The organism is Dyella koreensis (assembly GCF_044904565.1).
GTDB classification, from domain to species: Bacteria; Pseudomonadota; Gammaproteobacteria; order Xanthomonadales; family Rhodanobacteraceae; genus Dyella_D; species Dyella_D koreensis.
This window is the reverse complement of record NZ_JADIKD010000008.1, coordinates 90,161-103,832: the sequence shown is the minus strand read 5'-3', so window position 1 is coordinate 103,832 and position 13,672 is coordinate 90,161. Positions and strand designations below refer to the sequence as shown.

Below are 13,672 nucleotides of genomic sequence, written 5' to 3'. Positions count from 1 at the left end.
ACCAGACACCACGCCCTTATCCACCCGTCGCCGCGCGCAACGCAGCCGCGAGAATCCGCACCGCCTCCCGCGTGCGCACATCGCTTGCACGGTTATAGAGCACCACTTCGGTCAACGGCAGACGCGGCAAGCCTAGGCGCTCACCGACCTCGACAATATTCGGGGGACAGACGCGCCGCGGCAGCGGCGCCACGGCAAGTCCAGCTGACGCAGCCGCAACCACGGCGGGCAAGCCGCCACCCACGAACACTTCAGTCCAGGGAATGCCGGCATCGTCCAGCGTCTTCAGCGCCCCTGCCCGCACCGTGCACGGTGCCGCCAATGAAGCGATACGCAAGGGCTCATCCGCGCGCTGCTCCCAGTCCGGCACGGCGTACCAGGCATACGGCTCCACGAACAGGCGTTCGCCATCGGTGCGCCCGCCATCGCGACACACGAACGCAGCATCCACTTCACCGCGATCGAAAGCATTGACCAGGCCGTAAGACGGACCGATGCGCACCTCGATCCGCAAGGTCCGATCGTAGGCACCTACTTTCGCGAGCAAGGTCGGCAGATCGGTGCCCGCCGCCTGATCGCTGATGCCAATACGCAGACTCATGCGCGTGCCGACGTGGCCGTTCACCGCGCGCTCGTGCGCATCGAGCAGCGCACGCGCCGCGCCGAGAAATTCGGCGCCCTCCGTCGATAACCGCACGCGGCGCGGTGTGCGTTCGAGCAGACGCCGGCCGAGGCGATCTTCCAGCCGTTTCAGCTTCAGGCTGACGGCGGATTGGGTGGTGTCCAGCGCCTCGGCGGCACGGGTAAAGCTGTTCAGATCGGCCACCAGGACGAAGGCCTGCACGGCATCCAGATCCAGCGGCCGAGCGAGCGATCCATTTTCGATATTCATGACTGAAATATCCGACCATGAGTTTTTCTTATCTTAGGCCGGGACTAGCATCCCCGCCATGACTTTGAATGGGCACCCGCTGAAACGGCCCGCCCCTCACCGGAGAACACCATGACGACGCATGACGCTGCGGGCGACCCGCGGCGCTGGCTGGCTTTGCCTGTTTTGCTGATCGGCGCCTTCCTGCCGCCGCTGGATTTCTTCATCGTGAACGTGGCGCTGCCGTCCATCCGCACCGCACTCCACACCAGCGCGGCACAACTGCAATTTGTGATTTCCGCCTACTCCGCGATCTATGCAGTGTTCCTGATCACCGGCGGTCGCCTGGGTGATCTGTTCGGTCGCCGACGGATGTTTCTGCTCGGCATCACCGGGTTCACCCTGGCTTCGCTGTTGTGCGGCCTGGCCTGGTCGCCGCATGCCCTGCTCGCCGGCCGCATGCTGCAAGGCATCGCTGCCGCCGCGCTGGCGCCCCAGGTGTTGGCTTCGATCCGTGTGATGTTCCCTGCGGCGGAACAACCCATTGCGCTCGGCCTGTATGCCGCCACGTTCGGTATGGCCGCCACGCTCGGTCAGCTGTTGGGAGGCGTACTGATCTCAGCCCACTGGTGGGGCCTGAGCTGGCAGTTGATCTTTCTGGTCAATCTGCCGGTGGGCATCCTGGCGCTGATCGGTGGCGCCTGGTTGCTGCGTGAGTCACGTGCAACACAGGCGATGCGTCTGGATCTGGGTGGTGTTGGCCTGCTCTCGCTGGCATTGGGACTGCTGGTGTATCCGCTGGTGGAAGGGCGCGAACAAGGCTGGCCAGCATGGACCTACGTGATGCTCGCGGCCTCTCTGTCGATGTTTGCGATCTTCTTCCGTTTTGAAGCGCGGGTAGCACGACGTGGCGGAACACCGTTGATCGACGTACAACTGTTCCGCCATGGTGATTTCTCCCTGGGCATTCTCATCACGCTGGGTTTCTATCTGACCTCTGCGTTCTTTCTGACATACGCGGTGTATCTGCAGAGCGGCCTGCAACGCACCGCCCTGGAGACTGGGCTCGCCACCCTTCCCTTCACCCTCGGCTACTTCGTCGGCTCGATGAGTGCCGCGCCGCTGATGAACAAGCTGGAGCATCGCGCACTGCCGCTGTCCTGTGCCTGCCAAGCCTGGGGCTTCGGTATCGCCGTAGCCGCGGTGACGCACGCGATTCCCGAGGCTCTACTCATCCCCGGCCTGGTGATCGCCGGACTGGGCTTTGGCATCGCGATGCCGTCCTTGATGCGTGTGGTGATCAGCGGTGTGGATACACGCCATGCGGGACTCGCTTCCGGCATGGTGATCACCGCGTTGCAGATCAGTGCTGCCTTGGGTGTAGCGATCATCGGTGGCGTGTTCTACAGCGTGCTGGGCGAGCGCACTGGTGAAGAAGCTTATGCCCACGCCTTTACGGTGGGGCTGGGCTGCAATGTGGCGGCACTGGTGCTCAATACACTGTTGTCGCTGGCGCTTGGGCGAGCGAAAACGGCGGTTGCCGCCCCTATACCGGCCACAGCACGCCAGCATTGAAAGTAGGAGCGCACCCTGTGCGCGATTCGCTACGCTGAAGGCGGCGCTCCGCCTGGTTATCGCGCACAGGATGCGCTCCTACAAAAAAAGGGGCCGCTTTGCGGCGGCCCCTTTCTCGATCACAACGTTCTCAGTCACAGCTCGCGCAAAGCGGTGGTCACCGGCAATCGCGCCGCGCGCAAGGCCGGGTACAGGCCACCGATAAAACCGATCGCCAATGCCCATTTCAGGCCGACCCACAGCAACGCCGGCGTCACCCTGAACTCGAACGTCAACTGACCCGTGGTACCAGCCGCCAGTGTCGACGCGGTATAGCCGTTGAAGACCAGCCACGCGATCGCACCACCGAGCGCACCGCCGATCAACGCGAGCAACATCGTCTCCAGCATGACCGCCATGACCACCGGCAGACCGCGGAAGCCGATCGCCCGCAACGTGGCAATTTCGCGCGCACGTGCGGCGATCGCCGCGAACATCGTATTGAGCGCGCCGAACACTGCACCAATCGCCATGATCGCGCCAACCACAATACCGATGACGGTGATCGCCTTGGAGGTGCCTTCGGACTGCTTGCTGAAGTAATCCAGCGTCGTCGTTACATCCACTTGCAGACGCGGATCCGAAGTCAGCGCCGCCTTGAACTGATCGAAGGCGGCAGGACCGGTAAGACGCGCAAACACCGTGGTCACACTGGAACCGCGTCGATACGCAGGACCGATCACACCCGCATCGCCCCACAACTCGGAATCCATGGCGTCGTTCGACGCGAAGATGCCCGTGACCGTCCAGGTCTGGTTGCCCAGCTTGATCTCCTTTCCTGGCTCAAGCCCGGCGAACTGACGCTGTGCGCCCTTACCGGCGACCAGTTCGTACTTGCCCGGTTCGAACTTGCGTCCGGCAATGATCTTCGCGTTGGGGCGAAGCTCCCACGCCTCGTCGCCGATGCCGCGCAACTGCACGCTGCCGAAATCCTCTTCCGGATTGCCTCCCTTCATCGGCAGGTTGGCAGCGACGACCAGCTCCGGCGAAGCAATCGGCTTGCCTTTAGCGTCTTTGGCGATGCCGGGTGCCTGCGCGATAACCACGGCGCTGTCGTGGTCGAGCACGGAGGAAACCTCCGCCGACGAAGCACCGCGCATCACGATCGCGGTGTCTTCGGAGCCAGTGCGGCGCAGGGTTTCGCGATACCCCTCCGCCATCGCGAACATCGCCACCAACACACCGACCACACCGGCAATACCGATGACAATGACGGCAGAAGAACCCAGGCGCTGCGCCATGGTGCTGACACCAACGGCGGTGATCGACGCCGTCTGCTGGCCACGCCGGGTCAGCCATAGCCACAAGCCGAGCAGGACCAGCAGGATCAGCAGACCCGGCCAAGGCAGCCAGAGGAACAAGGCCACGCCGGCGATGACGACCACGAAGGTAAGAAGACCGATCAAAAATTTCATGGCATCGCTCCTTAGCGCCCGGCCAATGCGTCGACGATATTCAGGCGCATCGCACGCCATGCGGGAAGGCCGCCAATAATCAATCCGATCGCCACAGCCAGCCCGATGCCCAGTGCCCAGCTCTTGGGGCCGACGCTGGCGTGCGTGATCATGCCGCCGCTCGACGAGGTCAGGATCGGCGCAAGCAAACTCACCAGCCCCAGCCCGATCACACCACCGAGCAACAGCAACAGCACGGACTCCGCCAGCACCATGGCGAGCACGCTCTGACTGGAAAAACCAATCGTCTTGAGCACGCCGAGCTCCGAGGTGCGCTCGCGCACCGCCTGCATCATCGTATTGCCGGTCAACAGCACCAGGGTGAAGAACACCGCACCCATGATCGACGTCACGATCAGGCCGACATCAGCCATCTGCTTGATCCAGTTCCTGGTCGCGGCCTGTTCGGTTTGCGTCTTGGTCTCGTGATCGGAATTGGCAGACAACGCATCGATGCTCTTGGCCACGCGATCGGCCTGATTGATGTCGGTGACGCGACTGACGTACCAGCCAACCATGCCCCGGTTATAGGGCGTGGATTCGTCAAAGTTCTTCCAGTGCATCAGGATCATCTGACTCTGGAAGGCGCTTTGATTCTTGGAACTCATGACGCCGACCAGTTCGAAGTTCCAGTTCTTGCTACCGTCCTTGTTGGGGAAAATCTGCGACTGCAACGGAATCTTGTCGCCGACCTTCCAGCCGTACTTCTTGACAATGACCTCACCCGCCAGGATGCCGTTGAGGCTCTTGTCGAATGCCTGCCGCTGCTCTGGCGCAACCTCAACCTCCGGGTAAAGGTCCAGATAGTTCGGACTCGCCGCGAAAGTGAAGACCTGGTTGTGCGGATCCTGGTAGGCACCACCGAACCAGTTGACGTAGGCCACATCCTTGACGCCATTGACCTGCGCTATCTGTGCACCGAGCCCCTGCGGCAGCGGCTGGATAAAGGACAGGCGTGCACCGGTCTGCAAACGTTCGGCGCCATTCGCCGACTGCCCGGCTTCGGCGAACGAAACACGCACCGCGTCGAGCAAACCGAACAGCAGGAACGCCGCGATGATCGAAACCAGCGTCAGGATGGTGCGGGTCTTGCGCCGGAACAGCGCCGCCCAGATGAGATGAAGATATTTCATCGCTGCATCCTCACGCCGTGACCTGCTCGACCAGCGTGCCCTTGTCGAGATGCAGGGTGTGGTTGGCGTACTCCGCCGCCTTCGGGTCATGGGTGACCATCACGATGGTCTTGCCGTGCTCCCGATTGAGTGTGCGCAGCAGGCCGAGCACATCCTCGGCGGACTGGCGGTCCAGATCGCCGGTGGGCTCGTCGCACACCAGCAAGGTCGGGTCGGACACGATGGCGCGCGCGATCGCCACGCGCTGTTGCTGGCCGCCGGAGAGTTCGGATGGCTTGTGCGTGCCACGTTCGTCCAGGTCCACCAGCTGCAATGCGATGCTGGCGTTCTTGCGACGTTGCGCGGCCGACAACTTGGTCAGCAGCAGCGGCAGCTCCACGTTGCGCTGCGCCGACAGCATCGGCATCAGGTTGTAGAACTGGAACACAAAGCCCACGTTGGACGCGCGCCATTTGGCGAGCGCACCTGCGCCGAGCTGGTCGATGCGCTGACCGCCCACGCTGATGCTGCCGCCGCTGGGCGTATCCAGCCCGCCGATCAGGTTGAGCAAGGTCGTCTTGCCCGAGCCCGACGGCCCCATCAGCGCGAGGAAATCACCCTCGGCGATGTCGAGATTGATGTGATGCAGTACTTCCACTTTCTGCTTGCCGCGCTCGTACACCTTGGAAAGATCGCGGACTTCAATCAGCGTGCCCATACCCATGCCTGCTCTCCTGATACTTCGTTGACCTTCAATATCGTGCGAATGCCGTGCGTTGACGTTTACGGTTTGCCGGCCGGCTTCACGCGCATGCCGTCTTTCAATGCTGCCGGGGGCGAGACCACTACCGTTTCGCCCGCCTGTACTGCCGCAGGCAGCAATCGCAGATCGCCGAATGCCTGCGCCGATGGCTCTACCGCGCGTTGATGCGCGCGTTCGTCGCTCACTACAAATATCGCCGTGTGCCCATCGCGCTGCGCAATGGCATTGGCTGGCACCAGCACACCTTTCGGCAGCTGTGCGTTCTCTTGCTTGGCGGCCTGCTCCAGGAAGGACACGCGCACACCCATGTCGGGCACGATGCGCGGGTCTTTCTGATCCAGCGCCACGCGCACTTTCACCGTGGCCTTGCCGCGATCGGCGGCCGGCACGATGGCGATAACGTGGGCGGGAATCTTCCAGTCGGGGTAAGCGTCGAGCACGGCCTCGGCCGGCATGCGGGCTTTCACGCGACCGATATAGGCCTCGTTGACATCCACGTCGATTTCCAGCGAATCCATATCGACGATGGTGCCCACGCCGGTGCGGGTGAAGCCGCCACCCGCGGACAGCGGCGAGATGATCTCGCCGACCTGCGCGGCCTTCTGCGTAATCACCCCAGTGAACGGAGCGCGCACCACGGTGTAGTCGAAATTCACCTGCGCCTGCGTGGTCTGCGCATCGGCCGCAGCCGCCAGCTTGCGCTGTGAATTGAGCTGCGCCGCCGTGCTCGACACCAGGGTGCGCGCCTGCTCATCCTGCTGCTTACTCACCAGGCCGGTGGCCACCAGGGTGTGCATGCGTGCCGCATCGTGCTGTGCCTGATCCAGTTGCGCCTGCAACTGCAGGATCTGTGCATGTGCTGCCAAAGCACTGGCCTTGGCCGAATCCAGCCCGGCGCGATAGGCGTTGTCATCCAGGCGGGCCAGTATCTGGCCTTTCTCTACGTGGTCGCCTTCCTCGATCAGCACCTCGGTCAGCGTACCGGTAATCTGCGCTGAGACCGTGGCCTGGCGACGCGCCGTGACATAGCCGGTGGCCTGCAGCACCGCGCCAGCGCCGGTATTCGCGCTGGGGGCGATCGCTGTGGCCGTCTGCACTTCGACCGCGCTGGCGCTGCCGAGCCATAGCCAGGCGCCACCGCCAAGTACGGCCAGCACTACCAGCACCGCCGCCACGATCCAGGGCCAACGGCCCGGTCCCTGCGCGTGGTCCTCGCGCTGGTGGCGTTCAATGCGTAGTTCCTTCAAAAGATCCGCGTTCTTCACACCTGCTCCCCACCTGGCTCCAGCCAGTTGCACGATGGCCGACACGATGATGGACGGGCCGCATGGCAGCCAGAGCACCGCATCAACCGTTGGCGATGACAGGTGTCACACGAGAGGCAGGACGCGCACTCATGCAGCAGCTGTCTCCTTATCGTCGAACTTGTACCCCCGGAATCGACATCGATAAAGCACAAAGAGCGATACCTGCCGCGACATCCTTTCAGCTCGCCCGGCTGCTAACCTTTGTTTCTATGTCATACGTCATCCCCGCCCCCAACGTTCCGAGCCTGCCGATTATCGGCAGCGACCAACGCTTTCCGCTGCGCCGCGTGTTCTGCATCGGCCGCAATTACGCCGAGCACGCCCGCGAAATGGGGGCCACGGTGGACAAGGACACACCGCTGTTCTTCTGCAAACCGGCTGATGCCGTCGTCACCGACGGTGCCGACGTACCCTACCCGCAAGCCACCTCCGATCTGCATCATGAAGTCGAAATGGTGGTAGCGCTGGGTACGGGCGGACGCGATGTGCCAGTCGACCGCGCATCTTCGCTGATCTGGGGTTACGGCGTAGGCCTGGACCTGACCCGTCGCGACCTGCAGGCGATCGCCAAAGCCAAAAGCCATCCCTGGGACGTCGCAAAAGCTTTCGATCACTCTGCCCCTGTCTCGGCCCTGCGCCCGGCGACGGAAGCCCAGCCGAACGCAGACACCTTGCTTAGCCTGAGCATCAACGGCAGCGTGCGCCAGCAGACCCGGCTCGGCGACATGGTGCATGGCGTGGCGGAGATCATCGCCATCCTCTCGACCTTGTTCGAGCTGAAGGCCGGCGACCTGATCTTCACCGGCACACCGGCCGGCGTGGCCGCACTGCAACGCGGTGACCGCTTTCATGCCGAGCTGGAAGGGATCGCCACACTGGACGGTCGGGTTAGCTGAATCCGTCTCTCGGACTGCTGTCCGCATGCGAGACCACTGCGTTAAAGTCGCCCCGCCATACGGGGCAAACAAAGGGAGAGCAGCATGAGCATGATTAAAGAGTTCAAAGAATTCGCCATGCGCGGGAATGTCATCGACCTGGCGGTCGGTGTGGTCATCGGCGGTGCGTTCGGCAAGATCGTCACGTCGCTGGTCGACCAGATCATCATGCCGCCGATCGGCATGCTCACCGGCGGCGTCGATTTCTCCGCCATGAAGTGGGTGCTCAAGCCCGGGGACGACAGCGATCCGAAACACAAGATCGCCGAGGTGGCGATTCAGTACGGCTCCTTCATCAACGTGCTGATCCAGTTCGTCATCATCGCCTTTGCCATCTTCCTGGTAGTCAAGGCCATCAACAGGCTCACCCGCAAGCAGGAGGCCGCGCCCGCCGCGCCGCCGCCGACCGAGGTGCTGCTGACCGAAATCCGCGATCTGCTGAAGAAGCAGTAATTGCGGGGAACGGGGAACGGGGAACGGGGAACGGCAAAAGCGGTGCGCGCTGGCAGGTTTTGTTCCCCATTCCCCGTTCCCTATCCCCTCTCCATGACTTCTGGCCTAAGCGCCTGAACAGTCCGGCGCCATAATCGTGGTTTCCCCCGAGGAGTCCCCGATGCGCCGTCTGCCTCTTACCCTGCTTGCCGCCAGTCTCGCTCTCGCCACTGGCATCGCCAGCGCCGCCGACAAGGCCACCGTGATTCCGCAGGCCGCGGTGAAGACCGCCGAGCAGCTGCGCGACAAGGCGATGGACGACAACACCGGTTACAAGATCGTCGAGTCGCTCACCACCGAAGTCGGCGCCCGCATCGCCGGCGGCCCGAACGACCAGCGCGCCCGCGACTGGGCCGTGGCCAAGTTCAAGGAGCTGGGCTACGACAAGGTCTACACCGAGACCGTGACCTATCCGCTGTGGGAGCGCCGTAGCGAGCACGCGGAAATCGTCGCCCCGTTCCCGCAATCGCTGTCGCTGATCGCACTGGGTTACTCCGCCGGCACACCCAAGGGCGGCCTCACCGCCGAAGTGGTGAAGTTCGACAGCCTGGATGCGCTGAAGAAAGCCGACCCCGCCAGCGTGAAGGGCAAGATCGTCTACGTCACGGTGCATATGGAGCGCCACAAGGACGGCCATGACTACGGCATGGGTTCCGGCGTGCGCGTGGGCGGCCCGGTGATCGCCGCCAAGATGGGCGCTGCCGGCTTCCTGCTGCGCTCCGCCGGCACCGACGCACACAGCCGCACGCCGCACACCGGCGTCACCGGCTTCCGCGATCCGAAGGACGCGATCCCCGCCGCCGCACTCTCCAACCCGGATGCTGACCAGCTCGATCGCGTGCTGGCCTACGGCAAGCCGGTCAAGGTGAAGCTCGATCTCGACGTTGGCTTCAATGGCAGCTACACCGGCGCCAACGTCATCGGCGAGATCACCGGCAAGAAGCATCCAGATCAGGTCGTCGCCATCGGCGGCCATCTCGATTCGTGGGATCCGGGCACCGGCGCCATCGACGACGGCGCAGGCGTCGCCATCGCCATGGCCGCCGGCAAAATGATCCGCGACCTGCCGCAGCGCCCTGACCGCACCATCCGCGTCATCGCCTTCGCCAACGAGGAAATGGGTCTGTGGGGCGGCCGCGCCTACGCCGACAAACATGCGGCAGACGTCGGCAAGCACCAGCTCGGCACCGAATCCGACTTCGGCGCACGCAAGATCTGGCGCATGACCGCCAGCGTCAAACCCAGCGCTGTCGGTGCGATCGAGCAAATCGCCAAGGTGATCGAACCCGTCGGCGTCGCCTACGATGCCAAGCGCCCCGGCGGCGGCGGCTCCGACCTGTCGCAGATGCACGGCAAAGGCATGGCCGCCCTCACCCTCACCCAGGACGGCACCGACTACTTCGACTACCACCACACCGCCAACGACACCCTCGACAAAATCGACCCGAAAGAACTGGCCCAGAACGTAGCCGTCTACGCAGCCTTCTCGTATATGGCCGCACAGGCCGATGGCGATTTCGGTTCGGCACCGGGTGCGTTTGCGAAGGATGGCGCGAGCGACTGAGCGGTTTCACCGCACCAAAAAAAGGCGGCCCATGGCCGCCTTTTTTATTGCGCGTGATTGAAGCGCTTTCTCAAGCACTCACCCCTCAACCCTCCCCTGCGAGCAGGGGAGGGGGCAGAAGCAAGAAGCTCTCGAGCTTCAGGTCCCCGCTGGAGCAGTGAAGGCGCCTCGGAGAAAACCATCCCGAGGTCTGGCACTGGAATAGGCGCAGCTACAAAGCGTGCCGCCTGCTCTTCAGGCCATTTCTCTTTGGTTACTTTCTCTTTGGGCCAGCAAAGAGAAAGTAACTCGGGCGCCGGCAGGCGTCCGAAATGCCCGCTGCATAAGCGGCCAGGGCACGCTGACGCGACAATCGAGCGCACCACTACTGGACCCCTGCCTGCGCAGGGGTGACGAAGTAGGAAGGGCGTCGCAAGAGCCGAACCCTCTCTCGCAGAGAGGAAGGAGCTAAAGCGTCAGCTCGCGTGAGCCTCCACAGAAGCCCCCTTCCCACCCTTAGAAAACCGCCGCTGCACCCGATCCAAATACAAATAAATCACCGGCGTCAAATACAACGTCAACACCTGCGACACCGCCAAACCACCCACCACCGCCAACCCCAACGGCCGCCGCGTCTCCGCCCCCGCACCCATCCCCAGCGCAATCGGCAACGTCCCCGCGAACGCCGCCATCGTCGTCATCATGATCGGCCGAAAACGCACACGACACGCCTCATAGATCGCGATCGCAGGAGCCATCCCTTCATCCCGCTGACGCTCCAGCGCGAAGTCGATCATCATGATCGCGTTCTTCTTCACGATACCGATCAGCATCACGATGCCGACGAAGGCGAACAGGTCCAGCGAGGCGTTGAACAACACCAATGTCAGCAACGCACCCACTGCCGCCGCGGGCAGACCCGAAAGAATCGTGAGCGGATGGATGAAGCTTTCGTACAGGATGCCCAACACCAGGTAGATCACGAACACCGCCAACAACAACAGCAGACCCATGCCCTGCATGGAATCCTGGAACGCCTGCGCCGTGCCCTGCACGCTGCCGGTGATGGTCGCCGGCAGACCCATCTTGCTCATGGCCGCGTCGATGCGCGTCACCGCTTCGCTCAGGCTCACGCCAGGCGCCAGGTTGAACGACACCGTGACCGCGGGCAGCTGGCCCTGATGGTTCACCGTCAACACCTGCGGCTTGCGCTTGAAGGTCGCCACCGTATCCAGCGGAATCAGCTTGCCGTTGCCGGAGGTGACGTAGAGCTGCGAGAGCACGTTGGGATCGCTCTGCAGCGAGCGCGACACCTGCAGGATCACCCAGTACTGGGTCGCCGCACCGTAGATGGTGGAAATCTGGTTCTGTCCGAATGCCGAGCCCAGCGCGGACTGCACCTGCGCCATGGTGAGCCCCAGCGGCGCCAGCTTTTCGCGATTGACCTCCACCATGATCGCCGGGCTGTTGAGATCCAGATCGTTAGTAACGTCCTGGAAGCCCGGAATCTGCTGGAAGGCCTGCGTGACCCGACCACTCCAGTCGTACAGCAGCGAGAGATCGATCGACTGCAGCGTGTATTGATACTGCGCCTTCGATTGACGGCCGCCGATCTGGATCGATGGCGGGTTCTGGATGTAAGTGCGGATGCCCGGCACCTGCGCGAACTTCTTGCGCAGCTCCTGGATGATGCCGTCCGGATCGAGCTTGCGTTCACTGGCCGGCTTCAACAGCAGGAGCAGCGAGCCGTTGTTGACCGTGCTGCGCGGACCACCGGCGCCCACACTGGACATATAGGCGGCGATATTCGGATCGTCTGTGACAATCTCCGCCAGCTTCTGCTGGCGCGCCACCATGCTGTCGAAGGAAACGTCCTGCGGACCTTCCGTTGTGACACGCAGCTGGCCGGTATCACCCGCGGGAATGAAATCCTTCGGCGCGATGTAGAACAGCAGCACCGTCGCCGCGAGGCTCAGGGCAAAACCCACCAGCACCACGCGCGGGCGATCCATGCACCAGCGCAGACTGCTGGCATAGCCCTGCTGCACGGCGCCGAAGCCACGATCGAAACCAGCGATCAGCCAGTTCTTCTTCTCGTGATCGTGAGCCTTGATGAAACGGCTGCACAGCATCGGCGTGAGCGTGATCGCCACGATGCCGGAGATCAGGATGGAGACACTGATGGTCACCGCGAATTCGTGGAACAGGCGCCCCACGATGCCGCCCATGAACATCACCGGGATGAACACGGCGATCAGCGACAAGGTCATGGAGAAAATGGTGAAGCCGATTTCGCTGGCGCCCTTCAACGCCGCCTCATACGGCGGCAGACCTGCCTCCATGTGCCGCACGATGTTTTCCAGCATCACGATGGCATCGTCCACGACGAAACCCACCGCGAGGGTCAGCGCGAGCAATGAGAGATTGTCTAGGCTGTAACCCAGCGCAAACATCACGCCGAAGGTGCCGATCACCGAGATCGGCAGGGCCACCGCGGGAATGAGCGTGGCCGACAGATTGCCCAGGAAGAGGTAGATCACCAGCACCACCAGCACGCCAGCCAACAGCAGGGTGAACTGCACGTCGTCCACCGAGGCGCGAATGGATAGCGAGCGGTCGTACAGGGTGTTGAGCTTGACCGAGGGCGGGAGGCCCGCCGTGAACCCAGGCAGCAGCGCCTTGATGCGATTGACGGTTTCCACGGTATTGGCGCCGGGCTGGCGCTGGATCGCGAGCACGATCGCACGCTCGCCGTTGTACCAGCTGGCCGCCTGATCGTTCTGCACGCTGTCGAAAGCACGGCCGAGGTCGGCGATACGCACCGGCGCGCCATTGCGATAGGCCACCACGACATCGTTGTACGCGTCCGCACGCATCAACTGGCCTTCGCTGCGGATCGGCAATTGCTGGCGGCTGCCGTATAGCGAACCGGTGGCCTGATTGACGTTGGCATTGGCGATGGCGCTCTGCACTTCGTCGATGCCCACGCCGCTGCCAACCAGTCGCTCCGGATTCACACTCACACGCACCGCGTACTTCTGCGAGCCGTATACGTTCACCTGCGCCACGCCGTCCACCATCGACAAGCGCTGTGCGAGTTCGGTCTCTGCGTACTCGTCCACTTGCGACAACGGCAAAGTGGATGAAGTCATGGTGAGGAACAGAATCGGTGCGTCCGCCGGGTTCACCTTGCGGAAGGTCGGCGGCGTGGTCATCTCTTTCGGCAATTGGCGCAGCGCGGCGGAGATGGCGGACTGCACGTCCTGCGCGGCACCGTCGATGTTGCGCTCCAGCTCGAAGGTGAGCGTGATGTTGGTGGAACCCAGCGCACTGGTCGAACTCATCGAGCTGATGCCGGCGATGGTCGATAGCTGTGCCTCCAGCGGCGTAGCCACCGCCGAGGCCATCGTCTCCGGCGAAGCGCCGGGAAGACTGGCACTGATATTGATAGTGGGAAAATCAACGTTCGGCAGCTCATTCACCGGCAAGCGCGGGTAAGCGGCGATACCGAACACCAGCAGTGCTGCCATCAGCAGCGTGGTCATCACCGGTCGGCGGATACAGAGCTCGGGCAGGTTCAT

General features: G+C 63.1%; 10 protein-coding genes. 4 read left to right on the top strand and 6 right to left on the bottom strand.

Features of this window, described 5'->3' with window-relative positions; all coding sequences use genetic code 11:
• Positions 1-16 precede the first annotated feature (16 nt).
• Positions 17-892, bottom strand: a complete 876-nt coding sequence (locus tag ISS97_RS06215; protein WP_379987123.1) for a LysR family transcriptional regulator — start codon at positions 890-892, stop codon at positions 17-19.
• Between the two features lie 111 nt (positions 893-1,003).
• On the opposite strand from ISS97_RS06215, the gene ISS97_RS06210 reads away from it, so the two are divergent.
• Positions 1,004-2,446 carry an MFS transporter gene (locus tag ISS97_RS06210; protein ID WP_379987124.1) on the top strand — a complete coding sequence of 481 codons (1,443 nt, stop codon included), beginning with the start codon at positions 1,004-1,006 and terminating at the stop codon, positions 2,444-2,446.
• A gap of 134 nt (positions 2,447-2,580) precedes the next feature.
• On the opposite strand, the gene ISS97_RS06205 is transcribed toward ISS97_RS06210, so the two are convergent.
• The 4 genes from ISS97_RS06205 to ISS97_RS06190 all read right to left on the bottom strand — a co-directional run bounded on the left by ISS97_RS06205 (position 2,581) and on the right by ISS97_RS06190 (position 7,079).
• A complete protein-coding gene (locus tag ISS97_RS06205; RefSeq protein WP_379987125.1) occupies positions 2,581-3,900 on the bottom strand; it encodes an ABC transporter permease in 1,320 nt (439 codons plus the stop codon).
• Between the two features lie 11 nt (positions 3,901-3,911).
• The gene (locus ISS97_RS06200; protein ID WP_379987126.1) at positions 3,912-5,072 is read right to left on the bottom strand and encodes an ABC transporter permease; all 1,161 of its coding nucleotides are present in this window, start codon (positions 5,070-5,072) and stop codon (positions 3,912-3,914) included.
• 10 nt (positions 5,073-5,082) lie between these two features.
• A complete protein-coding gene (locus tag ISS97_RS06195) occupies positions 5,083-5,769 on the bottom strand; it encodes an ABC transporter ATP-binding protein (RefSeq protein WP_379987225.1) in 687 nt (228 codons plus the stop codon).
• Between the two features lie 65 nt (positions 5,770-5,834).
• Positions 5,835-7,079: an efflux RND transporter periplasmic adaptor subunit gene (locus ISS97_RS06190; protein ID WP_379987127.1), complete on the bottom strand. Its 1,245-nt coding sequence runs from the start codon at positions 7,077-7,079 to the stop codon at positions 5,835-5,837.
• A 251-nt stretch (positions 7,080-7,330) separates the two neighbouring features.
• Here ISS97_RS06190 and ISS97_RS06185 point away from each other — a divergent pair, with 251 nt between their 5' ends.
• From ISS97_RS06185 to ISS97_RS06175, 3 genes are all read left to right on the top strand, one after another.
• The gene (locus tag ISS97_RS06185) at positions 7,331-8,017 is read left to right on the top strand and encodes a fumarylacetoacetate hydrolase family protein (protein WP_379987128.1); all 687 of its coding nucleotides are present in this window, start codon (positions 7,331-7,333) and stop codon (positions 8,015-8,017) included.
• 84 nt (positions 8,018-8,101) lie between these two features.
• Complete coding sequence (mscL, locus tag ISS97_RS06180) at positions 8,102-8,509, top strand: large-conductance mechanosensitive channel protein MscL (RefSeq protein ID WP_379987129.1); 408 nt, start codon at positions 8,102-8,104, stop codon at positions 8,507-8,509.
• 160 nt (positions 8,510-8,669) lie between these two features.
• Positions 8,670-10,112, top strand: a complete 1,443-nt coding sequence (locus ISS97_RS06175) for a M20/M25/M40 family metallo-hydrolase (protein ID WP_379987130.1) — start codon at positions 8,670-8,672, stop codon at positions 10,110-10,112.
• Positions 10,113-10,567: 455 nt separating this feature from the next.
• Here the strand turns inward: ISS97_RS06175 and ISS97_RS06170 are convergent, their stop codons facing one another.
• Positions 10,568-13,672, bottom strand: coding sequence for an efflux RND transporter permease subunit (locus ISS97_RS06170; RefSeq protein ID WP_379987131.1), 3,105 nt, complete (start codon positions 13,670-13,672; stop codon positions 10,568-10,570).